Consider the following 24,079-nt stretch of genomic DNA (forward strand, 5'->3'; position numbering starts at 1 on the left):
ATCACACTCACTCACGAAAATAGGTGACCATGTTTTCCACGCAGCGTTCCTGCCGCGGCGCGGCGCTAGTAGCGTCTGCCGCCCTCGGTTTGGGCGGCTCCGTCGCGCCTGCAACTCTGGCCCCCGCTACCTTCGCATCTGCCGCTTATGCGCAGACTCAGCTGTCTCCGAAGCCTGAACTTCCCATTACTGTTGCCGCCGACGTCGTTCAGCACAGCATCACCTTGGATCTGCTGGCTCAGACTAGCGACTACACTCTCCTGCAGGTCAGCGGTGTAACTTCCCTGGATCAGGTGAAGGTTCGCCTGTCTGCCATCTCCGTTGAGGATGGCATTGTCGCCACTATGACCGTACCTGATGCTCAGCTGACTGCCTCAAAGAATGAAGAAGGCAACATGGAGCTGAGCATTCACCAGCGCCTCAATGTTGAGCAGCCGTACATGGTCGAAATTGAGAATCTAAGCAACGGCGAGACTGTCTCCGTTGAGTTTATGCCTGAGCATGGTGTAACAGCCGATGAGATTATGGCTAGCCGCCAGAACATTTTCTTCCCCGACACCCCCGGTGTTCCCCGCGCTAACCGCGTGGAGGCGAACCCCGCCCCCGAGGTGTCCCTGAGCCCCAGCGCATCCCCGAGTGCCGCGAAGGATAGCCCGCGCCCGACGGTTGCCCCGGCACCTTCTGAGGCGCCGTCTGCTTCGCAGAGCGCTTCGGCACGTCCTTCCGCGAGTGCATCTGCTAGCGCCTCGGCGAATGCGTCGGCGAGTGCATCCGCGAGCGCGTCTGCCAGTGCTTCTGCCTCGGCGAGCTCTTCTGCTGATGATGCGGCGCCTGCTGAGGTGACCGAGGACCGCCTGCTGGTGCACTCCCGCTCTGATCAGGCTCCCGCGGAGACCCGCGAGGCGACCCTGGAAATTTCTACCGCAGAACTGCGCGGTTCGGATGAGGTGCAGCCGATTAGCGTGCGCGCTAAGAACGTGGCGGAGAGCGGCTTGGGTTATGACGTGATGGTCTTTGAAATGCCTGCCGACGGTGGTGCCGTGGGTTCGCCGCTGGCGACCACGCATGTGAGCCCTCAGCAGGTGGCTGATGCTTCTTTCTCTGCTGATTTGAAGGTTCCCGGCACTTCTTTGAATGCGGGTAAGCGCTACCGTGTGGTTGTGGTGGGTGGTGACTCCACTGAGGAGCTGAAGCTCATGGCGACCAGCACTTTTGGTGTGAGCGTGATTCAGCGTGCTGTTCCTGTTGATCCGGCTCCGAGGCATACGAATACTGTTGTTCGCCCGCTGGCCCCGGTGATTTCTGAGGCGAATCAGCGGGTGAGCCCTTCGGCTCCTTCGGGCTATGTGAGCCCTGCGGGCTCTTCAGATGCCTCTGCAGACGCTCAGGGTTTGGTGACTGATTCTGTCGCTAAGATTCCGTCGGCGGATGGCGCTCTGGGCTATATTATGCAGGCGCAGCAGTCTGCGCGTGCGATTACCGCGCAGGCTCGTAGTTCTGTGGCTGAGACTGCGGTGGTTCCTTCGACGCTGGTGATGTCTGGTTATGCGGTGATGCTGCCCGGTCGTACCGTGGTGAACCTGTTGGGTTACCAGCCTCTTGAGGGGGAGACGGTGACTGTTTCTTCGCCGCAGGAGAATGCGGGTGCTGCGGGTTCGGGTAGCTTCTATACGCGTAGCTCGAAGTCGCGCGGTGATTCTTCCGGTTCGAAGCTGGAGGCGAGCGCCCAGGATAACGGCCCTCTGCCGGAGGGTACCTTGCCGCTGAGTATTGCCCTGCTGGGGTCGGTTGCCTTTGTGGGTACTGCTGTGGCGGTTAATGTGTATCGTCGTCGCCTTGAGGGCGCTGAGGAGCTGGGAGCTGAGTAGCCCTGCTTGAGTAGTTCCAGCTTCTGGATCTTCGCGCGTGAGGCGTGTGTGACTCTCTGTGGGGGAGTCGTTGAGTGGGAGGCGCTCTGCCGGGTGCGTGCTGATGGGGTGCGTGTTCGGTGGGGCGCCTTCTGCGTGCCTGGTTGTCTGTGTACCTGGATGTCGACCCTGTTGTGTGGTGGTCTGTTGCGCTTTGGCCTGTTGTGCCTTGGGGCGGTGTAAAAAATCTCTTTTTCGTGCACTTGTGGGAATATTTATGGCATTCGAATTTTGCGTTATTTATATCTCAGTAAAGTATTTAATTCCCTTTTATTTCGGCAATTGTTGCGGCATAAAGTTTTAGCACATGAATGCAATGCAACATTTAGTGCAATATCTATGTTAGGCTGGGATATAACCGACGTACTGGTGCGCAAATACCTGGATAGAAACACCGGCTTGTGGTGAGCCTTCCCTAGTCCACGCTTTGCGTCTACATCGATTGAAATGGCACACATGACTATCACTCGACTTCCGAAACGCATTCATGCTCTTTCGCTTGCTGCCGCTCTAGGCGCAAGCGCTTTTGTGCTTCCTGGCGCCTCCGCAACCGAGGCTGAAGCAATTAATGTGAATGATTGTCTGGCGGCTCTAGTTAATAACGAATTTGATTCGAGTTGCCCTTATGAAGACCTTGAAATTGAGGTCGATACCATCGAAATTCGCGTGCAGTCCATTAAGGATGGCAAAGCGACCCTGAAGCTTGCACCCCTTTACGAGGGTGGCTATGTGGGTGACGCATCCAAGGTCTACTTGGTGTTGCAGTACTACAGCACCACCGGCGCGGTGCTCGGATCTGACACCTACGAGCCGTCTGCCCTGCAGGTCGAGCGCGCTGATGACGGCACAATGCTCGTCACCTTTGAGATGCCGCAGACGCCCCAGGAAGGCTACTACTCCATTAGTGCCATGGATCTGATGACCTCCGACGCGGGTTACGGCGAATTCATGATTTCTGGAGGCTCCCTCGCACCGCACACTATTCCCGTTGAAGATGACTCTGACGAGGTTATGGTGGATAAGGTGGATAAGAAGGAGAGTGCCCACCATGTGCCGACCATTGATGAGCTGAAGGCGCTGGAGAAGCTCCGTGAAGAGGAGCAGAAGAACCAGCAGGCTGCAGATCAGAAGGGTAGCAAGGATAGGGTCAAGGTAGAGATTCCCTCTGATTCTTCTGAGCAGCCGAACCTTGAAACCCACACTCAGAAGCTGGAACAGGTCCCCGGCGGATCGACCTCTTCTCGTGATACTCAGACCCTGAGCGTTTCGGAACTGAAGGTTGCGTATGCTGAGGTTCGCTCTGATAAGGAAACCAAGCCGGTGACCATCAGTGCAGAGCGCCTGCCCGCAAACGCGGCTGGCTACGACCTGATTGTGGTTGAAACCGATATGAGTGGCAACCACAAGGGCGATGCGCTGTCCATTACGCACATCAGCTCTAATCGCATCGTCAATGGCGCGTTCAAGGAAGAGATTGGTATGCCCGGTTCTCTGTTGAAGACCGGCTCGGTGTACACCGCTTACCTAGTCCGTGCGGACGATACTGAGTACGCGGAAGAAGTTGTCTCGGTGCGATTCAAAGTCAGCGGTGAGGCGACCGGTAGCGCAACCTCCTCGACGAAGGATGAGATGCCCAGCCAGGATGCCAACGCATCGCTCACGCCCAGCACTAATGCGGCAGAGTCGACCGGCGCTACTCAGGGTAGCTCCTCCTCGGCTACTAGCTCCGTCTCGACCCGCTCTGATGCAACCCAGTCGGGCTCAGGCCAGTCTGCCACGAGTGCACCCCGCTCCACTCTGGATGCGGTGAGCGCCATGTCCAAGGCAAAGGAAGCGAAGGCGGAGCGTCAGCGTCAGGCCCTTCTGGCTTTGGCTCAGGCACGTACGATAAGTCCGCGTTCGGCTTTTGAACCGACCCGCACTAACCAGATTTCGGCGTACAGCTCGGGGTCTGACCCGGCGTCGATCGCTGTTGCTGCGAACATGGATGCTCTGACGGATGAAGAAAAAGCGGCGTCGGCAGCTTCTGGTAGTGGCAATAAGGGTTTCACTCCCGTGGTTCACTCCGAGTCTAATACTCGTTCCGCGACGGTGAACTCGAACGTCACCCAGGTGCACTCCAACGCGAATGCTGATCGTCAGGATGGCGTGAAGGCTGTAGCTTCCGCAGCATCTCCTGCTGGTGAAGAGGTTGCGCAGCACGGTGTAGCTTTCTGGGTTCTTGGAGGCGCCGGCTTGATGCTGGTGGTTGGTGCCGCGTGGATGGCTCACCGTAGGGGAGTCCTCGGCGGCTAATGCTCCTCATCAGTGCTTTTTGAAGGCTCTGTATATGATGTTCTTTGTTTTATGAGGAATGTTCGCCCCCGCTATCTGTAGACGCAGATAGCGGGGGTAATTCGTATGTTCAGGGTGTTCAAAAAAACTCTACCTCGCATGAATAAACCTTAAGGTTCGTGATAGGGTTGAAATAACCGATAAATAGATGCGAGCTATTGTCAGGTCGTCACCACCTGAAATACGACGCGGAGCGTGGTACGACGAGCCCGGGCGCATGACGCTCCCGAAGGGCTCCCCGCGGCACGTGAAGAACGAGCAGTAGTGCGCACAATTCCACCACGAAAAGACGCATTGCATGAGTATTTATTCAGCGAAGCACCGTATTGTCACCGCAACCATTTTGGTTGCGGGGCTTCAGTGTGGGCTTGTTGTACCCTCCGTCGCAGCGGAAGCCCCCGTCACGACGCACTCTGCTATGCAGAAACCCTCCGCATTGAACGCGGACCAGGCTGAAGACAACCAGAAGGCGCAGAGCGCAGCCTCCACAATCACCATGAAGGCGCAGCTTAGGGATGGCGGCTACCTTCTACGTTGGACGGGCTTCCCTGAAAATCTGGAGGCCTCCAGTGTTCTGGCTGACGTGAACTTCTACACCCCTTCCGGTGAGTACGGTGGCTCCGTGCTGGAAAGCCCGACCCTAACTGAGGGGACCAAGGAGGGGGAGTTCCGCCTGCTGATGAGCCCGGCAACGGACTCTAACGTCGTGTACGTCATTGTTCTGGAAGATACCGTGCACGGCGTCTCCTACGAATTCTTTGTGACCGAGCGGGACAACCGCCTGGTTGAGGCCGCTGACCCACGCAACGGTAAGGCAAAGCCCACCGAACCGCCGGTCGACATTGAGCGCGAAGAAGCCGGAACTGCCGAGGCGACTCCTCAATCAACCCCTGAAACTGTAAACCTGCCTTCGCCCACCGCCATCTCAACTACCGCCACCTCATCCACCGATACGTTACCCACCGATGCGGGCGGTGACACGGTTCGCCGTACCGTAGACAACCGGAAGAACAAAGATTCTGGTCAGTATGGTATCTCCGAAGACACCAGTATGCATGACCCGATGAATCAGCGCGAGGGTAAGGCGCACATGTCCATTCAGGACTCGCAGGGTAACTCTCAGGATGACACAAAGCCCGTCACGGTCCGTGCCACGAACTTCCCTCAGAACGAGAAGGGTTACGACCTGATCGTCATGGAAATCGACTCCAACGGCAACACTGTGGGTGATGCGCTCGCCATCGTGCATGTGGGTCCGGAATCCATTTCTGCCGGTGCTTTCGAGGCTGTGATTGGCGTGCCCGGTGCGTCCTTGCAGATTGGCAAGACGTACCTGGTGGCAGCATTTGACGCCGCCAATGATGGCAACCTTCAGCTGAATACGGTTCGTTTTACGGTGACTCAGGCATCTGTCGAGAATGGTGGCTCGTCGTCTGATTCTTCCTCTAAGAACGAGAGTGAATCGGCTGCGGAACCTTCTGCGAATCCTACGATTACCACTGATTCTGCAGGTGCATCTGGCGCGAGCACACCCGCCGCAGGATCTAGGTCTAAGACCCGCGGTATTCAGGCTGATACCGCCATGGCTCCGGGCACTAAGGACGCCACGATTTCTGTTCCGCGCCCCTCGGGTGGTTCTGTTACCGAGTCTTCCTCGGCTCTGGGGTACCGCACTGAGGAGGCGCAGCCTGTTCAGGTGCCGACCCCCGACTCTAATCTGCCTTCGGGTATCGGCTCGGCGGCGCAGTCTCGCCGCGCCGCGATTCTGAACGGTTCTTCCACTCAGGTTCGTACTGAGCCCGGGCCGCAGAACGGCGTGAAGGCAATGGAGGCGCAGATTACCCGCAATATGGATACGAGCTTGCCTCTTCTGCCGATTTTGGTAATTTTGGGTGGCGGCCTGATTCTTGGCGCCCTGGGTGTGTCGCGTGTGCACGCTCCGAAGAAGGATTAGTTGCGTAGATTAGTTGCGTAGGGGCTGGGGGAGTGGTGGCCCCCGGTGCTTGGGCGGCGTGCTGGTGTGGGCTAGTTGTATCCCCGTCAGTGTGCGGTGGAGTGTTTTGTCATAAAACGGTTCACTTGGTGTGTATCTTGAGAAATACTCATACTGTCGATATAGTAAGCCTGTCCTAACAATGTCGATAGTATGGATACACACCAATGAAGATTTTCACATCTAGCACCCGCTTCTCCAAGGGAGCCTGCGCCCTCGCCGTCGCTGGCGCTGTTGCCCTGCCCCTGGCACCCGTTCTCGCCGAGAACATTAATATCGCCGCCCAGAACGTTGCCGCACAGAACGTCGCAGCAGGCGACCAGGCAACCGCTGGCGCGTCCTTCGGTTGGGGCGTGCGCGCCTCCTTCCTGTCCTATAACGGTATGCCCCGCGAAATGACCGACGGCGCAGCCTGGGACGCAACCGCAAAGCAGTTCACCTTCACCCCGACCTCCACCACCGTCTCTGAAGACGGCAAGCAGGTCACCCTGCAGGCTGCCGGCCGCCTCTGGTTCACCGGCCACTGCGCCGAAGGTCAGGATCCCGAAACCGGTTGTGCCCTGAACCTCACCTTCTCTAACCCCCGCGTGGAACTGAACCTCGCTGACGGCACCGGCTCCCTCTACATGACCGTGCGCACCAAGAACTACGCCAGCGGCAAGTTCGAGGGCCCCATGGAAGTCAAGATGGCTACCCTGAGCACCGGCACCGCCAAGCAGAGCGATAAGGACGGTGTGGTCAGCATTAGCGGCATCTCCGCGAACCTGACCGCCGACGGTAACCACGCCTTCTCCGACTTCTATAACGAAGGCGCCAGCCTCGACCCGCTGAGCATCTCCTACACCGGTAGCGCAGCGAACACCACCAAGAGCGCCTACAGCGTCGCCGAGTCCTACAACACCGGCGCGGGCGTGAACCAGCCCCAGAACACCGCACGTCTGGGCCAGAACCACATCGTGCACGTGGCACCCCCGAGCTTCAGCGGCGACACCACCTACACCGTGCTGAACAGCTCCAACCTGAAGATGACCGACACCGGCGTCCTGAAGGCAATCAAGGGCGTTTTCGCTGTGGACGCTGACGGCAACCGCATGCTCGTCATCGGCAGCGAAAGCAACAAGCCCGAGCTGTACACCGTGACCGCTGAGGGTAAGCTCGTCTCCTCCGGTATCTACTCCGACGCGGAGCTCGGTGCCACCACCGTCAAGGCAATTGGCTACAACCCCGCCAACAACACCTGGGGCATCCTCAGCATTGACGGCCAGGGCGGCGGCAAGCTGACCATTATTGACGCATCCGGCAAGGCAACCTCGCAGGCTCTGCCGAAGCCCGACTCCATCGACCCGCAGGTTGTGAACGCCTACTCGCTCGACGAGTACTACGGCGACTCGTTCTCCAACAACACCGTGACCCTCGCGCCGCTGCCCGACGGTAGCTTCGTGTACGCGCCGTCGACCTCCATCTACGATGCGTCTGGCGAAAAAGTGGTCCAGAAGGGCCACCTGCTGCACCTGAGCAGCAACGGCGTGTCCCTGGTGCCGAACTCCTCGCCCGAGGGCTACACCACCACCCTGTCCTCGACCCTGGTCAGCCCCAAGGGCTACATTTACCGTTGGAACAACTGGTCCGGCGGTAAGGTCCAGGTCCTCAAGTACGAGAACGGTGCTTTCAGCGTGGTCCGCGAGTCCTCAACCCTTGAGGGCTTCGAGAAGACCGAGGTTGCCACCATGTTCCTGACCCGCGCGGGTAACGTGGTCGTGGTGGACGCATCCGGCTCCCGCCTGGTGTTCATGGATGACACCCTGAACAAGGTGAACGAGGTGGTGCTCTCCTCGATGCGCAAGACCGACAAGAGCGGCGGCTACAACGCTCTCGAACTGCCCAACGGCGATATTATCTACCCGACCAGCTTCGAGAACCCGAACACCTACGAGGATCAGCTGTGGCTGAACCGTCTGGCAGTGAACTCGGCACCGGCACCGGCTCCTGAGCCGACCAAGTCTGCTGAACCGACCGTTGCTCCCACCGAGGCACCTACCGCTGAGCCGACTGTTGCCCCCACCGCGGAGCCGACTAAGTCTGCTGAGCCGACCGTTGCTCCCACCGCTGAGCCTACCGTGGCACCCTCTGCAACTGCAGAACCCACCATGACGCCTTCTGTAAGCGCTGAGCCTACCGCGGAGCCTTCGGTAACGGCTGAGCCCACTGCGACCGCAGAACCGACTGCTGAGCCTACCGTGACCGCTGAGCCGACTGTTGCTCCGACCGTGGCACCCTCTGCAACCGCTGAGCCCAGCGTGACCGCAGAACCCACCGCAGTGCCTTCGGAGGAGCCCACCTCGCCGTCTCTGCCGACCGCGTCCGTGGCGCCTTCTGCAACCCCGAGCGCGTCTGTAACCCCGAGCGCATCGGTGAGCGCATCCCCGACCGCGGTTCCGAGCGTTCCCGCCGTGACCCCCTCGGCGACCGTGTCCGCATCGGCGTCCGCTAGCGCGTCTGCTTCTTCGAGTGTTTCTGCGAGCGCGTCGAGCTCCGCAAGCAGCTCCAGCAGCGCATCGGCGAGCGAATCGGCATCTTCGAGCGCCTCTGCTTCCGCGAGTGCTTCCGCTTCTGAGAGCAGCACCGCCGACCAGAACACTGCCGGCCACAAGGGCGGCTCCAACGGTGGTTCTGATACTGGTTCCGGCACCTCCGACAACTTGGGTGTGAGCGGTTCCAACGGTGGTTCCTCTAACGGTGGTTCCTCTAACGGTGGTTCCTCCCTCGGTGGTGGTTCTTCCGCAGGTAGCTCCTCGACCTCCGGTAGCTCCTCCTCGAAGCTGGCTCAGACCGGCGCATCCGGCGCTATGTTCGCCGCAGCAGCCGGTGCCATCACCCTGGCTGCAGGTACCGCACTGGTTGTGGCACGCCGCCGCAAGAGCTAAGATTTAGCCTTCGCGCAACACCCCGCTTCGCCACTCGTGTTTATGAGTGGGGGAGCGGGGTGTTCCTTTCATACAATGGAAATATGACTATTCTGAATGTAATCGCAACCTCGCACGGCACCGACTCGGTCGCCGGTCGCGAGGCTATCACGCTGATTCGTGAGCAGATTAAGTTCCTGCTCGCTCAGCGTAATGACGGTGTGGAGTACCGTGTCCACGCCGCATATGTGGATGTGGAATCTCCCAGCGTTGATGATGCCGCAGCCTCCCTGCCCAATGATGAGCCCTGCGTGATTGTGCCGATTCTGCTGTCGACCGGCTTCCATACTCAGGTGGATTTGCGCCGTGCCGCACGCAATAGCGGTATTGAGCGTATCAGCATTGGCGAGTCTTTGGGCCCGGATGCGCGCCTTGCCGCGCTGACCCGCGCTCGCTTGGAGGAAGCTGGCTGGACTCCCGGCGACGGCCCTGTGGTTCAGGGTGCTGCCGGTTCTTCCCGCCCTGATGGTCGCGCGGATATGAGCCGTGCCGCCGAGCTGCTGGCTGAGGAGTTGCACGTTCCGGTGCATCACGGCTTCATTGCCGCGATTGATCCGAAGTTCCACGAGGTGGTTGCCGAACATCAGCCTAAGTTCGCTGCGACCTACCTGCTGGCGGAGGGTTTCTTCGCCGGTAAGATGCGCCGTGATGCTGAGTCGACCGGTGTGCCGGTGAAGGTTGCCGCGCCGCTGGTGAACGCGCAGGGTGGCGCTTCTGCTGCCGTGGTGGCGGAGTGCTTTATTGACCGCATGGATGCGGCTATTGCCCAGCTGGACGCCGCCTAGCGCGTCCGCAGTTCACCCCGCCTCATCGGGGCTTCTGAAAGAGCAACACAAAAACCTCGGGACGTTATGTTCCCGAGGTTTTTGTGTTGCTTCGTTTGTTAGCCTTCGCCTGTTAGCCGTAGGCGGCTGAGAGTTTAGGCGGTCTTGAGGTAGACGTCGCCGTCGCGGACCTCTACGGGGTAGACCTTGATGGAGTAGGAGGGGTCAGAGAGGCACTCGCCGGTGGTCAGGTCGTAGACCTCCTTGTAGAGGGGGGAGGTGATGGTGGGGTTGCCGTTCTTCTCGCCGACGATGCCGCGTGCGAGGACCAGTGCCTGGCTGTGCGGGTCGAGGTGGTCGCTGGCGAAGATGCCGTGCTTGGTCTTGTAGATGGCGTACTGGTAGCCGTCGACCAGGGCGACTTCACCCCAGTTTTCTTCGAGGTCAGATTCGGCGCAGATGCGTACCCAGTTCTCAGCCATGGGGGTTTCCTTTCGAAGTGGTGGTCTGCGCCGCGCGGGGTGCAGGACACAATAGCGGTTCGTGTGTTCTTTGTTTGGAGTTTACCTTATGAAACCCACATTTGGAAATGGGGCGCGCGGAGGGTGCTAAAGGTTATTTTTACCCTAAAAGATGACCTTGAATTTTATAGATTAGCCTTACCTAAATTAAGTCTAGATAAGGTAAGAATACCCTATTCCAGCCCGGTATTCCGCGGATTTTTTTGGAAAATTTTCCCAAAAAATACGGATTTTCGATACGTCAACCCCGCGCTAGCGTGTACGATAAAAGTCGTAGTTTAAAACGCCTTTTGACTGCCTGAAAAAACAACATAATCCCACACAAAAATGTTTCGTAATTTTCAGATGCATTCTAAAGAAGCGGGCGCTCTAACTACTCGGTACGCATCAGATACGAGCCCAACGGCACGGAAACTAGGAGTTCCAACGCCGGGCATGATTCGGTCGCACACTGAGGGTAGATAAGCGCCATGAACTACCTGCATTACAACTAGGAAGGAAAATCCATGTCGCACACCCCCCGCAACATTCTCGTTGTCGGCGCAGGCCCCGCTGCGTGGCGTTTTGTACGCGCGTACCACGAAGGCGCTGAAGCTGCCGGTCGCGCAGCGGACACCATCACCGTCCTCAACGACGAGCCCTACATCCCCTACGACCGCGTTGCTATCGAGCAGATTTTCAAGGACACCGAGAAGGACCTGACCCTCGGCGATCCCGAACTGTGGAATGCAGAGAACATCAACCTGGTCAACAACTGCCACGCAGAGAAGCTTGACCGCACCCGCCGCGTCGTCACTGACACCGAGGGCAACGAGTACCCCTACGACGTGCTGGTTTTCGCAACCGGTTCCCGCGCGGTTCGTATCCCCATTCTTAACTCGGACGCCGCACACGTCTTCCGCACCATCGACGACGTGAAGAACATGGTCTCCGAGGTCAAGCGCCTGCAGTCCACTCTCGGCCGCGCGCCCCGCGGTATCGTCGTCGGTGGCGGTCTGCTCGGCCTCGAAGCAGCTGAGGGTCTGAAGGACCTGGGCGCAGAGCCCACCATCCTGGACGTGGCTCCCTGGCTGCTTTCCGTTGAGGTTGACCAGGGCGGCGGTTACGCCGTGAACGCCCAGATCAAGGCAACCGGCATTGATATTGAGACCGGCGTGTACATCTCCGGCATCAACAAGGACGCTGACGGCAACGTCGTCTCCGTCTCCATCGCAGACTCTCCCTCCGAGGACGCAGAAATCCGCACCCTGCCCGCCGACATGGTGGTCTTCGGTGCCGGTATTCGCCCCAACGACGAACTGGCACGTGACGCTGACCTGGCACTGGGTGAGCGCGGCGGTATTCTCGTCAACGACGCATGCCACTCCTCCGACGAGCACATTTGGGCTATCGGTGAGGTCGCCTGCGTGCTGGGCCGCACCTGGGGCCTGGTCGCACCGGCAAACGCTATGGCTGACGCTGTGGCAGCTAACCTGCTCAACGACAACGAAGAAGCTCAGGTTGAAGAGTTCGACATCGCAACCAAGCTGAAGTTCTCCGGCGTTCAGGTGGCTGGCTTCGGTGACCGCCGCGGCACCACCGAGGGCTGCCTCGAGGTTCTGTTCGCAGACCCCGCACGCGGCATGTACCAGAAGATCGTGACCAGCGGCGACGCAAAGACCCTGCTCGGTGGCGTGTTCGTCGGTGACACCGCTCCCTTCGACTCCCTCAAGCCCCTGCTCGGTCGCGAACTGCCCGCTGAGCCGAACGTCTACCTGACCGCAGCTGGCGGCGGCGACGGCATCCCCGACACCGAACTGCCCGACGACGCAATCCTGTGTTCCTGCAACAACATCAGCTTCGGTGCTGTCCGTGAGGCAATCGTAGACGGCAACCACGATGTCGCATCCCTGAAGTCCTGCACCACCGCGGGTACCCAGTGTGGTTCCTGTGTGCCGATGCTGCAGAAGACTCTGGAACAGCAGATGAAGAAGATGGGTCTGACCGTCTCCAAGGCACTGTGTGAGCACTTCGACTTCTCCCGTGCAGAGCTGGCTGAGGCTGTGCGCCTGACCAACCTGGACGACTTCGACTCCGTGCTGGCACGCTTCGGTCGCGGCGGCGACGGCTGTGCAATCTGTAAGCCGACCGTTGCGTCGATCCTCTCCTCCTTCCGCAACTCCTACGTCCTGGATGCAGGCCGCGGTGGTATTCAGGAGACCAACGACCGTGCACTGGCAAACATGCAGAAGAACGGTACCTACTCCGTCGTTCCGCGTATTCCCGCAGGTGAGATCCCCGCTAAGAAGCTGGGCGTCATCGCAGAAGTTGCTGAAGAGTTCGGCCTGTACGTGAAGATTACCGGTGCACAGCGTATCGGTATGTTCGGCGCTCGCCTGGAGCAGCTGCCCTACATTTGGGAGCGCCTGGTGGATGCCGGCTTCGAGTCCGGTCAGGCATACGGTAAGTCCCTGCGTAACGTGAAGTCCTGCATGGGTTCGACCTGGTGCCGCTTCGGTGTTCAGGACTCCACCGGCATGGCAATCCAGCTGGAGAACCGTTACCGCGGCCTGCGCTCCCCGCACAAGTTCAAGTTCGGCGTTTCCGGTTGTAACCGTGAATGTGCCGAGGCACAGGGTAAGGACGTTGGTCTGATCGCAACCACCAACGGCTGGAACCTGTACCTGGGCGGTAACGGTGGTGCAAACCCCGCTCACGGTCGCCTCTTCGTCAAGGATGCCTCCAGCGAGGACATCATCCGCTACATTGACCGCTACCTGATGTACTACATCCGCACCGCAGACAAGCTGCAGCGTACCGCTCGCTGGCTCGAGGATCTGGATGAGGAGCACGGCGACGGTCTGGCACACCTGCAGTCCGTCCTCATTGAGGACTCCCTGGGCGTGTGCGAGGACCTGGAACGCGACATGCAGCGTCACGTTGACTCCTACGAGGACGAGTGGGCAGCAACCCTGAAGGACGAGCGTCGCCTGCGCCGCTTCCGTGCCTTCATCAACGAGCCCAACGGCAGCGACGAGGGTTCGCACCTGTACGTGCTGGAGCGCGAGCAGATTCGCCCCGCAACCCCCGAGGAAATTGCGGCGGCAGAAGCTGGCGAGTCCAACACCGTCCTGCTGACCGGTGCCAAGATTCCCGTGGGTAAGCCCAGTGACCTCAACCCGGTCCCGGCAGCATAGTATGTGCCCGAAGATTCCTCCGTTCCCGCCCCGCGAGTTCGCCACTATTGACGAGGTACTCGCGGGCGGGGCGCCCGGGCACACCCTGGACGATAGCGTGACGGAACGCGGAATTCTTCTGCCCGGCGAGCCCGCCGAGAACCCCGGCAAGGTCTACATTGTGGGCGGTGGCCCCGGTGCCGCTGACCTGCTGACCCTGCGTGCGGCACGTGCCTTGAGTGAGGCTGACGTGGTCCTTCTGGATCACCTCGCCCCGCAGGAGTACGGCGAGTATGCACCGAACGCCCTCATCGTTGATGTGGGCAAGGTTCCCGGTAAGCACGCTGTTCCGCAGTCTCGCATTCAGCAGCTCATGATTGATTACGCGCTCTCGGGTAAGACCGTGGTGCGTTTGAAGGGCGGCGACCCGTACGTGTACGGTCGCGGCGCTGAAGAGCTGGATGCGTGCATCGCCGCCGGCCTGGAGGCTGAGGTTATCCCCGGCATTACCAGTGCTATTGCGGTTCCTGCGCGTGCGGCTATTCCGGTGACCCTGCGTAAGGTGTCCTCGATTTTTACCGTCATTTCTGGTCACTCCGGCCTGTCGGAGACCGAAGTGTCGGCTGTTGAGGCGACCCTGCGCGCCCAAGGCACCGTGGTGCTGCTGATGGGCGTTCGTACCCTGCCCGATACGGTGGCGTCTCTGCTCTCTCGTGGGATTGAGGCTGACACGCCGCTGGCAACCATCGAGAACGGTTTCTCTGAGAAGGAGCGCGTGACTGTCACGACCCTTGAGAACGCTCAGGCGGATTGCGCATCGGTCAAGGCGCCGGCTATTACCGTCATCGGTGAGGTCGTGCATTATGCTCGCGATGATCAGAACCGCTTTGTGAGCGAGGTTCACGAGCGTCTGCGTGAGCGTTCCACCTCCTAGAGACGGTGCGCTAGATAGCACGGTGCATTAGATAATATTGCGCAGCCCCGCATCCTTGGTTTTTCCTAGTTGCCGAGGAGCGGGGCTGTTGCTGTGCCGGCTGGTGTTGCTGTGCCGAGTTGTATTGCTGTACTGGGTCATATTGCCGCGCCGGGAAACGATGCGGCACAAAAACACTGGCATAAAAACAGCGGCGCAAAAACATGCGAAAGCGGGGCGGGTATCAGTTGATACCCGCCCCGCTTTGTCGTGGGTGTTGCTCTCAGTGCCTAGAGCCTCAGTACCTAAAGTCTCTGACCCTAGATCTTGAAGTCGTTGCCGCTGCCGGAGCTAGAGCCACTGGAGCCGCTGGACTTGCTGGCAGAAGCCGACGCGGAGGGACCCTCAAAGACCTTGCGGAATTGGTCGCTGTACTGGGATACGAAGTACTCGCGGCTGGTCACGCGCCACTTGCCCTCGGCGTACACCACGTAGATAACGACATCCAGGGTGCTTGCCTTCTGAACCTCACCGGTGCCCTTCTGGTAGATGGTGTATTCCTTGACGACATCCCGGCAGGGGAACGCCACAACAGCCAAATCGGTAGAGGCAAGAGCCTTCCCGTCCTTATCGTCACGGATGCTCAGCTTGCTCTCGTAGTCCTTAGTCCAACCGCCCGCGGCGTAGAGCTTAGCAATAGCCTTCAGGTTGTTGACCAGGCCGCTGTCAGCGCCGTGGACCAGACCCTTGAGGTACTGCAGGTCGCCGTTGTACATCGCGGCAATGTACGCGCTCTGGTAAGCAGCCAGGGTCTTGTAAGCGCCTTCGAGGCTGACGGTACGCTGAGCCACCGTATCAATGACCGGGATCGGAACGTTCTTTGCGGGGGAGGTGTCGGTCGGCTCAACATAGTGCGCAATGGCGGGCTTGTACTCGTACTTGACGTCGCCAATGTACTTCTTATAGTCCTTCAAGAACTCGTCGGACGGAATAATCTTCGCGTTGTTGCGGCTTGCCGAGGACGAAGATGACGACGAAGCGGATGCCGAAGCCGAGGCAGACTCAGAAGGCGAAGCCGAGGCTGAGGGAGAAGCGGAGGCGCTCGGGGAGCCGGAGAAAGTATCGCCGGTACCGGTGGGGCGAATATCCTTGTTGAAAGCGCATCCTGCTAGAGCCAGAGCACCGGCGGTCAGGCCGCCAAAAAGAACGGTGCGGCGGGTCAATCCGTTTCGGTCGTTAGCAGAGAGGCTGGCGTGTGCACTCGGCCGGAAGGACATGGTATCTCCTGAAAAGTGGTTGATCGAGGTAGCTCGCTTCACAACGCTGTGATGCGTACGAAAGGATCCGCCTCATCGTTTTTGTATGGTGCGCGGTACCAAGGGGGTACCGGGATACGAGCGTGCCGGAGCGTGAACTGCGGCGGTATGAAGTATCCACTTCCCACTATAGAAGACAGGTTTTAAAACTTCGTCAAAAAACCCTGGACGTTGTCTTTAAGGCACAATAACCCAAAGTCGGTGAGGTGCAGGGGTGATTGTGCCTCAACGACTTTGGGTTATGGGCTATTGGACTGATAAGACGGGGCTACTCTCAACCGGAGATAAGACCGGGGAAGGGGTGGTAGGCCCCTGCGGTGCTAGACCTTAGTGGAGCCGCGACCCGAGGATGAAGAACCGCTAGAACCGGCAGAGCCGGAACCTCCAGAACTAGAAGAACCGGAGCCAGAAGAGCCGGAAGAGCCCTTGCCTCCAGCAAAACGCTCGTCCAGATAGCCGGTACTAATGCGCCACCACTTACCCTCGGTGTAGAGCATGATGTGCGAAACGGATACCTGAGTAATCGCCGGAACCTTGCGTTCGGTGCCATCCGGCTGATGGATGGCGGTGGCAGAATACTGGGAGTCCACCAAGATTTCTACGTAGCCGTCACCGTCCTTCACTGCACTGTCCGGTTCGGTATTCCGCATGGAAATGCTGCATGTGAACTCCATGTACCAGCCGTTCTTCTCGTACAGTTCCTTGACCGCCTTGACCTCATCAATGGCGCTCTTATCAGCCGGGTAGGTCAGCTCAATCGCCTGATCCGCGTAGCGACCGTCCTTGAGTGCGGCGATCTGGGCGCTGTAGTAGGCACGCAACGTCTCGTAGGCGCCCTGGAAGGTCGGCTCCTCACGGTGCGGAACGCTCTTGAGGGGCTTGGGTACGTTCTTCGCCGGGGAAGAAGCAGTTGCCGGCTGGTACTCGCCCATGTACTCGCCGGTCAGCTTCAGGGGTCCGGGGTACTTCTGCCAGCCCTCGACCAGCGCATCCTCGGAGACGGGTACGCGTGCCGCGCTGGACGAGCTGCTTGTGGCATTTGCCGAAGCACTCGCGGAGGAAGTAGCGGTAGCAGATGCCGAACTAGATGCAGAGGGCGAAGCGCTCGCGGAAGGGGTGGGGGAGCCTACCTTAGCTTTTGCTTCTTCGCTCAGCGGGCGAATATCGGAGGCGCAACCAGCCATGAGGGAAACCGCGCCACCGAGCAGCAGGGTACGGCGGCTTAGGAGGCGGGAAGCGGCGGAACGGGTGCTCGAAGAGGGTGAGAGCATCGGTGAACTCCTTGATCTTTTCCGAGGCGGGCTCGGGGCACCCGGCGGCGGGCGCGTGGTTATATGGCGTGTTAGGTGAGGTCGTGAAAGGGGTAAAAACTTTAGGCAAATGCCGCGGTTTCAGACTCCGTTCCGGAAGTGACCTCGGGTGTACCTCACGCCGTGGGCGAGGGGTACTGGTGAACTCATCGTTGAGACAGCTGTTCTGAGACTGCTGCGTTTACACCCCGGTGAGAGGGTGGATGCTGTCGAATCATCATTGATGTGTTGCACGATTCATTTTAGACTATTTTGAGGTCAAAATGCACGAAAAAGCACCTTAGTAATCCCTGGGAGTCTATAGGGTGCTCAAGATATCAATCACTGTAAAGTATTGCGACCATATCCTATTGACGGGGAGCTATGTGATGGAGAAGGGCGCCCAGTGAAGGGTGCACGCACATGCCAAATTAAGTGATTTCAGTCATATTTATGGCTTGAAAAATGAAAGAGTCACACCTCAGCGCTCCCAAAAGGTGGGGGAGGTGAAGGTGGTTGATTCAGCCTTCTGCCCGCGAGGAAGCCTTCAATACTTCAAAAGAAATACCCGATTCAATAAGGGAAAAACCGCTCAACAAGCCCCAAATATGCACTCTATTCACCCACTATGCATTGCTAGAAAATCCAGAAAAACCGGTTCCCACACGGGATGCCGAGGGGAAGAAAACTTGCAGGGGTGAATATCTAGTGGAATGACATCGGTGTTCACCCCATATCTTGTGGTTGCACTGGGGGTAATCCCGCAGGTTCCCCCAAAAAAATTGAAACCCACTTAAAGCAACACTTGAAGAATGTAAAAACATACATCCTTAAACACGCCCGAGTGCGGGGTGAGGCAAGACCCCTTAAGCCCCCTACTCGCTCTAAATATCGCCGAACGAAGAACCATTCTGTTTTACGCCTCCAGCATTGGCGCATCAGAAAAGTGCTGTTCAAACCCACACCTCGCGGGGTTGCATACAGACACAAAAGCCACATAAACTATTAGTGTTTGCAACGACCCGGCCATCACCGGCGAGCAATTCGGAAGAACGGACCGCACCTGCGGACACCCGCCAATCGCTGCGGCGAGGGTGTCTTAGCGGAAGAGATGTAGTCCCAGTAGAACCGGACGGTTAAGCCCGATATAGCTGTAATAAGCGACTGATACCCGCCCAACGCGCCGCTCTTCCGGTGGCTAGGTATCGCGGACATACGCCGCGGCACCCCGTAGCCCCGGGAGGGTTCGGTGCGTTGAGCTGTTAAATCAGTAAGCAAGGTGGTACCGCGCCGCATCCTGCCCCCGGCACAGCCCGGATCAGTCAGCGATGCCCAGGCGTCCTTGCACCCGTCATGTCAACCCTCACCCGCTGAAACGGTGCGGACGACGAGTGCTACGTACCCTGTCGCCCCGCCTCTCAGCGTTGAGAACAACAGATAAGGGCGCACAAACACATGTCCCATGTATACCCCAAGGCGAGCGCCTTCGAAGCCGCAGGAAGCGGCGTCACCGCATCGCCTAAGTTCCCCGCACTTGAAGAAGCAGTCCTCGACTACTGGAAGAAGGACAACACCTTCGCCGCATCCGTCGAGAACCGCCCCGCAGGCGAAAACGGCGAAAACGAATTCGTCTTCTACGACGGCCCTCCCTTCGCTAACGGCCTGCCCCACTACGGCCACCTGCTCACCGGCTACGCCAAGGACCTCGTCGCACGCTACCAGACTCAGCGCGGCCACAAGGTAGAACGCCGTTTCGGCTGGGACACCCACGGCCTGCCCGCAGAACTCGAGGCCATGAAGCAGCTCGGCATGACCGACAAGCGCGAAATCCTCGAAATGGGCATCGACAACTTCAACGACGCTGCCCGCGCATCCGTGCTCAAGTACACCAACGAGTGGGAAAAGTACGTCACCCGCCAGGCACGCTGGGTCGACTTCGAAAACGACTACAAGACCCTGAACGTCGAGTACATGGAGTCCGTCATCTGGGCGTTCAAGCGCCTCTACGATAAGGGCCTGACCTACCAGGGCTTCCGCGTGCTGCCCTACTGCTGGAAGGACGAGACCCCTCTCTCCAACCACGAGCTGCGCATGGACGACGACGTGTACAAGGACCGCCAGGACCAGACCGTCACCGTCGCATTTCGCCTCACCGCAGACACCGCCCTCGGTGCTGACGAGAAGGTTGCCGCAGAACTCGACGGCGTCGAAGCACTCGCATGGACCACCACCCCCTGGACTCTGCCCACCAACCAGGCGCTCGCCGTTGGACCCGAGATTGAATACTCCGTCGTACCCGGCGCAGGCAAGTTCGAGGGCCGCTCCTTCCTGATTGCCTCCGAGCTGCTCGGCTCCTACGCTAAGGACCTCGGCTACGAAGGCGACCAGCCCGAACAGGACGCAGCTGCAGCCGTCACCGCACGCTACACCGGCTCCCAGCTCGAGCACGTGCGCTACACCCCGCTCTGGGATTACTTCGCAGACACCGAAAAGTGGGGCACCGAAACCTCCTGGCAGATCCTCGTCGCCGACTACGTCACCACCGGTGACGGTACCGGCATCGTCCACCAGGCACCCGCCTACGGTGAAGACGACCAGAAGGTCTGTGAAGGTTACGGCATCCCCGTGATCCTCTCCCTCGACGAAGGCGCAAAGTTCCTGAACCTCTTCGCCGAGCCCACTGCCTCCGGCTCCACCGCCCTGGCTGAGATTGCAGGCGTGCAGGCATTCGACGCGAACCGCACCATCATCAACGCCCTCAAGGCAGATGACGTGCTGATCCGCGAGAAGTCCTACGTGCACTCCTACCCGCACTGCTGGCGCTGCCGCACCCCGCTCATCTACCGTGCAATCACCTCCTGGTACGTGAAGGTCACCGACTTCAAGGACCGCATGTACGAGCTGAACAAGCAGATCAACTGGATCCCCGAAAACGTGAAGTACGGCCAGTTCGGCAAGTGGGTTGAAAACGCACGCGACTGGTCCATCTCCCGTAACCGCTTCTGGGGCTCCCCGATTCCCGTGTGGGTTTCGGATGACCCGAACTACCCGCGCATGGACGTGTACGGCTCCCTCGAAGAGCTCAAGGCAGACTTCGGCCGCCTGCCCCTGAACAAGGACGGCGAACCCGATCTGCACCGCCCGTACATCGACGAGCTGACCCGCCCGAACCCGGACGACCCGACCGGCAAGTCCACCATGCGCCGCGTGGAAGACGTGCTCGACGTCTGGTTCGACTCCGGCTCCATGCCCTACGCACAGGTGCACTACCCCTTCGAGAACCAGGAATGGTTCGAGAACCACTACCCGGCAGACTTCATCGTCGAGTACATCGGTCAGACCCGCGGCTGGTTCTACGTGCTGCACGTGTTGGCGACCGCGCTCTTCGATCGCCCCGCGTTCAAGAACGTCATCAGCCACGGTATTGTGCTCGGCTCGGACGGCCAGAAGATGTCCAAGTCCCTGCGCAACTACCCGGACGTCTCCGAGGTCCTCGACCGCGACGGCTCCGACGCAATGCGCTGGTTCCTGATGTCCTCCCCGATCCTGCGCGGCGGCAACCTGATCGTGACCGAGCAGGGCATCCGCGAGGGTGTTCGCCAGGTCATGCTGCCGCTGTGGAACGTCTACCACTTCTTCGCCCTGTACGCTAACGCCGCCAACAACGGCGAAGGCTACAGCGCAAAGCTCAAGTACGACTCGCAGCACGTGATGGACCGTTTCATCCTCGGCAAGACCCGTGAACTCATCGAGCAGGTCACCGCAGCGATGGACTCCTACGACATTTGGAACGCCTGCGAATCCCTGCGCCAGTACGCCGACGCACTGACCAACTGGTACGTGCGCCGCTCCCGCGAGCGCTTCTTCAACGAAGACACCGACGCATTCGACACCCTCTACACCGCACTGGTGACCGTGTCGAAGGTCGCCGCGTCCCTGCTGCCGCTCAGCAGCGAGGAAATCTACCGCGGCCTCACCGGTGAACGCTCCGTGCACCTGGCTGACTGGCCCGAGGCATCCGCTTTCGCTGACGAGTCCGACCTGCTGGCTCTCATGCAGACCGTGCGTGAGGTCTGCTCCGCCGGTTCGGCACTGCGCAAGGAAAAGAAGATCCGCGTGCGCCAGCCGCTGCAGAAGATGACCGTGGCAATCGCCCCCGAGCAGTTCGCAGCCCTGGGTACCGCTTTCGGTGAGAAGGGCGCGGAGTACTTCGCGAACATCGTCGAGGACGAGCTGAACCTGCGCCAGGTGGAGCTGGTCAGCGCCGACACCGTCGACCCCGCCGACTACGGCATCTCCCAGCAGCTGAAGGTCAACGCACGTGCGGCAGGCCCGCGCCTGGGCAAGCAGGTGCAGGTTGCTATTAAGGCATCCAAGTCCGGTGACTGGACCGTGACCGAGGACGGTACCGTCCTGGTCGGCGTGGCAGCTCTGGACGGCGGCCTGGCTCTGGAAGAGGGCGAATACGAGCTGGCAACCGTGGTTGCCGCTGACGCTGAGGGTGCTGAGCACACTGCGGCTGCGGTTCTGCCCGGCGGCTTCCTGGTCCTCAACATTGAGCTGACCGACGAGCTGGTTGCCGAGGGTATCGCTCGCGACACCATCCGCGCTATTCAGCAGGCACGTAAGGACGCCGACCTGAACGTTGCGGACCGCATCAACCTGAGCATCGCGGCACCGGAGGAAACTCTGGCAGCTCTGCGCGCCAACGAAGCACTGGTGACCGGCGAAACCCTCGCCGTGTCCCTGCAGCTGAGCGAAGCAGCCGAGCTGAGCATTAGCGTAGCCAAGGCATAAAACGCCTGAATCGTACGGCCGTCCCGCCCCCTTGACCGGGCGGGGCGGCCCGTCGTCTATCCCGCCGCACGGTTATCCTGCCGCACGGTGGGCCCCTGCCGGCACCGACCGGCTATCCCAGTGAGGAGAACAATGAGCGAGAAGAATTACCCCGCAATTCCCGACCCCGAGGGCGTGGAGCGGGTCTACGGTGAACTGCTGGCGCGAGCACCCGAAAACAAGATGGCACCGCGTCTGGATGCCGTAGCGCGCGCCGTCGAAATCCTCGGCGACGTGCACCGTGCCGCGCCGGTCATCCACATCACCGGCACGAACGGCAAGACCAGCACCGCCCGCATGATTGAGGCGCTGCTGCTCGGCCACGACCTGCGCGTGGGCCGCTTTACCAGCCCGCACCTCGAAAGCGTCACCGAGCGTATCTGCATTAACGGCGCACCCGTACCCGATGCCACCTTCGTGCGTATTTGGGAGGAAATCGCCCCCTACCTGCAGATTGTGGACGCGGAGATGACCTCCCGCGGCGAGCCCGCCCTGACCTTCTTCGAGTCCGTTACCGTGCTCGCCTTCGCGATTTTTGCGGACGAGCCGGTGGATGTGGTGGTGCTGGAGGTCGGTATCGGCGGCACCTGGGACTCCACGAACGTTGCCGACGGCGTGGTTTCCGTGGTCACCCCAATCGGTCTGGACCACACCGATATGCTCGGCGATACCCTCGCCGAGATTGCGACCGAAAAGTCCGGCATTATCAAGCCCGGCGGCTTCCTGATTTCTGCCGTACAGGACCCGGAAGCGGCGGACGTGCTGCTCGCCTCCGCCCGCGAGAAGGAAGCATCCTTCGCCTTCGAGGGCGTGGAGTTCGGCGTGGTCTCCCGTGAGCTTGCGGTCGGCGGTCAGCTGCTGACCCTGCGCGGCCTGGCGGGCGAGTACCCGGATGTGCCGCTGTCCCTGCACGGTGCGCATCAGGCGCAGAACGCCGTGGTGGCTCTCGCCGCCGTGGAGGCGTTCTTCGGTGGCCAGCGTCAGCTGCCCGAGGACGTGGTGCGTACCGCGTTTGAGACGGTGCGCTCGCCGGGCCGTCTGGAGGTTGTGCGCACCGAGCCGCTGACCATCCTGGACGCGGGCCATAACCCGCACGGTGTGCGCGCGTCCGCGGCTGCGCTGACTGAGGCGTTCAAGCTGTCGCACCTGCACGCTGTGGTCGGCATCCTGGGCGAGAAGGATGCCCTGGGCATGTTTGAGACCATGCGCGAAGAGTACGTGGACGCTTCGGACGGCACGTTCCGCCTGTACTTGGCGGCGTCGGATTCGCCGCGTGCGATTGCGCCGGAGCGTCTGCATGAGCTGGCGCTGGATGCGGGCCTGGACGAAGACTCGATCGAGGTGTTTGAGCACCTGGACGAGGCGATTGCCACCGCCATGGAGAACGCCCTCTTTGAGCAGGAGTCGGCGGGAGTACTGATTACCGGTTCGATTACGGTCATTGGTGAGGCGCGTACCCTGCTGGCGGCGCATGAGGAGGCGAAGACCCCCGGCGCTGAGGCTGAGGAGCTGCCGGATGAGCTGCCCACCGAGGGTGCCTATGCGGGTTCTGCGGGTGCGGCGTCGGCTTCGACTCTGGCTGCCGCGGCGGCTGCGGCTGCCTCCGCTGAGCCGGATGAGCTGCTGGACGGCATCATGGCTGAGCTGGGCGGCGAGTCTGCGGCGGGTTCTTCGCTGGAGGATTCGCTGGGCCTGCCGCTGGGTGACTCGTACACCGATGATTTCTTTGGTGATGGTGATTCCGAGGACGACGCGGATCACTAAGGCGACCTGTTGAGGTTGCAGATATGAGGCGGGGCGCCGCCCCCTAGTTGGTTTTGCCGGCTGGGGGAGTGGCGCCCCGCTTTTTGTGCCTTCGCTTTTTGCGCCTCTGTCTTTTTCGATTCTGCCCGCATGCGCTACCCTCATGCTCCCACTCGAACACATGCGCTCTCACGTGTTCCCATGGGCTCTCACCTAACCCCAATTGCGCGAGGTTAACCGGCATCATCCGCTTTCATCCATCCAAACCCACCCAAAAATCGAAAAAAACGAAAATTTTCGGGCATTGGGGTACAAAACCGGGCACGCCGTCGCGTCCCGGTGCTA

The 24,079-nt window shown here is 60.0% G+C and carries 12 protein-coding genes; 9 read left to right on the top strand and 3 right to left on the bottom strand.

Going from position 1 to position 24,079, the window contains the following annotated elements; translation table 11 throughout:
• Positions 1-29: 29 nt before the first annotated feature.
• The 5 genes from RM6536_RS07725 (at position 30) to RM6536_RS07745 (ending at position 9,982) form a co-directional block, all read left to right on the top strand.
• Positions 30-1,868 (top strand): hypothetical protein, encoded by a 1,839-nt coding sequence (locus RM6536_RS07725; RefSeq protein ID WP_060824679.1) that lies wholly within the window; start codon positions 30-32, stop codon positions 1,866-1,868.
• Positions 1,869-2,363: 495 nt separating this feature from the next.
• Complete coding sequence (locus RM6536_RS07730) at positions 2,364-4,202, top strand: hypothetical protein (RefSeq protein ID WP_231917955.1); 1,839 nt, start codon at positions 2,364-2,366, stop codon at positions 4,200-4,202.
• 337 nt (positions 4,203-4,539) lie between these two features.
• Positions 4,540-6,195 (top strand): hypothetical protein, encoded by a 1,656-nt coding sequence (locus tag RM6536_RS07735; protein WP_060824681.1) that lies wholly within the window; start codon positions 4,540-4,542, stop codon positions 6,193-6,195.
• 206 nt (positions 6,196-6,401) lie between these two features.
• On the top strand, positions 6,402-9,158 hold the full coding sequence (locus RM6536_RS07740; protein ID WP_060824682.1) for an HtaA domain-containing protein: 2,757 nt from the start codon (positions 6,402-6,404) through the stop codon (positions 9,156-9,158).
• 83 nt (positions 9,159-9,241) lie between these two features.
• Positions 9,242-9,982: a sirohydrochlorin chelatase gene (locus RM6536_RS07745; RefSeq protein WP_171840183.1), complete on the top strand. Its 741-nt coding sequence runs from the start codon at positions 9,242-9,244 to the stop codon at positions 9,980-9,982.
• Positions 9,983-10,116: 134 nt separating this feature from the next.
• Here the strand turns inward: RM6536_RS07745 and nirD are convergent, their stop codons facing one another.
• A complete protein-coding gene (gene nirD, locus RM6536_RS07750) occupies positions 10,117-10,443 on the bottom strand; it encodes a nitrite reductase small subunit NirD (protein WP_060824684.1) in 327 nt (108 codons plus the stop codon).
• 545 nt (positions 10,444-10,988) lie between these two features.
• Here nirD and nirB point away from each other — a divergent pair.
• On the top strand, positions 10,989-13,658 hold the full coding sequence (gene nirB, locus RM6536_RS07755; protein WP_060824685.1) for a nitrite reductase large subunit NirB: 2,670 nt from the start codon (positions 10,989-10,991) through the stop codon (positions 13,656-13,658).
• A 1-nt stretch (position 13,659) separates the two neighbouring features.
• On the top strand, positions 13,660-14,571 hold the full coding sequence (gene cobA, locus RM6536_RS07760; protein WP_005509079.1) for a uroporphyrinogen-III C-methyltransferase: 912 nt from the start codon (positions 13,660-13,662) through the stop codon (positions 14,569-14,571).
• Between the two features lie 299 nt (positions 14,572-14,870).
• Here cobA and RM6536_RS07765 read toward each other — a convergent pair whose 3' ends face one another.
• Both RM6536_RS07765 and RM6536_RS07770 read right to left on the bottom strand, forming a co-directional pair.
• Positions 14,871-15,827 (bottom strand): DUF6318 family protein, encoded by a 957-nt coding sequence (locus RM6536_RS07765; RefSeq protein WP_060824686.1) that lies wholly within the window; start codon positions 15,825-15,827, stop codon positions 14,871-14,873.
• A gap of 359 nt (positions 15,828-16,186) precedes the next feature.
• Positions 16,187-17,137 carry a DUF6318 family protein gene (locus tag RM6536_RS07770; protein WP_060824687.1) on the bottom strand — a complete coding sequence of 317 codons (951 nt, stop codon included), beginning with the start codon at positions 17,135-17,137 and terminating at the stop codon, positions 16,187-16,189.
• Between the two features lie 1,473 nt (positions 17,138-18,610).
• Here RM6536_RS07770 and ileS point away from each other — a divergent pair.
• Positions 18,611-21,952, top strand: a complete 3,342-nt coding sequence (gene ileS / locus RM6536_RS07775; protein ID WP_060824688.1) for an isoleucine--tRNA ligase — start codon at positions 18,611-18,613, stop codon at positions 21,950-21,952.
• Between the two features lie 132 nt (positions 21,953-22,084).
• The gene (locus tag RM6536_RS07780; protein WP_060824689.1) at positions 22,085-23,755 is read left to right on the top strand and encodes a bifunctional folylpolyglutamate synthase/dihydrofolate synthase; all 1,671 of its coding nucleotides are present in this window, start codon (positions 22,085-22,087) and stop codon (positions 23,753-23,755) included.
• Positions 23,756-24,079: the final 324 nt, after the last annotated feature.

The organism is Rothia mucilaginosa (assembly GCF_001548235.1).
Classification (GTDB): Bacteria; Actinomycetota; Actinomycetes; order Actinomycetales; family Micrococcaceae; genus Rothia; species Rothia mucilaginosa_B.

Excerpts from the sequence above, each read along its gene's own strand:
- RM6536_RS07740 (WP_060824682.1), top strand. The coding sequence starts at position 6,402 with ATGAAGATTTTCACATCTAGCACCCGCTTCTCCAAGGGAGCCTGCGCC.
- RM6536_RS07765 (WP_060824686.1), bottom strand. The coding sequence starts at position 15,827 with ATGTCCTTCCGGCCGAGTGCACACGCCAGCCTCTCTGCTAACGACCGA.
- RM6536_RS07770 (WP_060824687.1), bottom strand. The coding sequence starts at position 17,137 with ATGCTCTCACCCTCTTCGAGCACCCGTTCCGCCGCTTCCCGCCTCCTA.
- RM6536_RS07725 (WP_060824679.1), top strand. The coding sequence starts at position 30 with ATGTTTTCCACGCAGCGTTCCTGCCGCGGCGCGGCGCTAGTAGCGTCT.
- nirD (WP_060824684.1), bottom strand. The coding sequence starts at position 10,443 with ATGGCTGAGAACTGGGTACGCATCTGCGCCGAATCTGACCTCGAAGAA.
- RM6536_RS07730 (WP_231917955.1), top strand. The coding sequence starts at position 2,364 with ATGACTATCACTCGACTTCCGAAACGCATTCATGCTCTTTCGCTTGCT.
- RM6536_RS07780 (WP_060824689.1), top strand. The coding sequence starts at position 22,085 with ATGAGCGAGAAGAATTACCCCGCAATTCCCGACCCCGAGGGCGTGGAG.
- RM6536_RS07745 (WP_171840183.1), top strand. The coding sequence starts at position 9,242 with ATGACTATTCTGAATGTAATCGCAACCTCGCACGGCACCGACTCGGTC.
- cobA (WP_005509079.1), top strand. The coding sequence starts at position 13,660 with ATGTGCCCGAAGATTCCTCCGTTCCCGCCCCGCGAGTTCGCCACTATT.
- ileS (WP_060824688.1), top strand. The coding sequence starts at position 18,611 with ATGTCCCATGTATACCCCAAGGCGAGCGCCTTCGAAGCCGCAGGAAGC.
- RM6536_RS07735 (WP_060824681.1), top strand. The coding sequence starts at position 4,540 with ATGAGTATTTATTCAGCGAAGCACCGTATTGTCACCGCAACCATTTTG.
- nirB (WP_060824685.1), top strand. The coding sequence starts at position 10,989 with ATGTCGCACACCCCCCGCAACATTCTCGTTGTCGGCGCAGGCCCCGCT.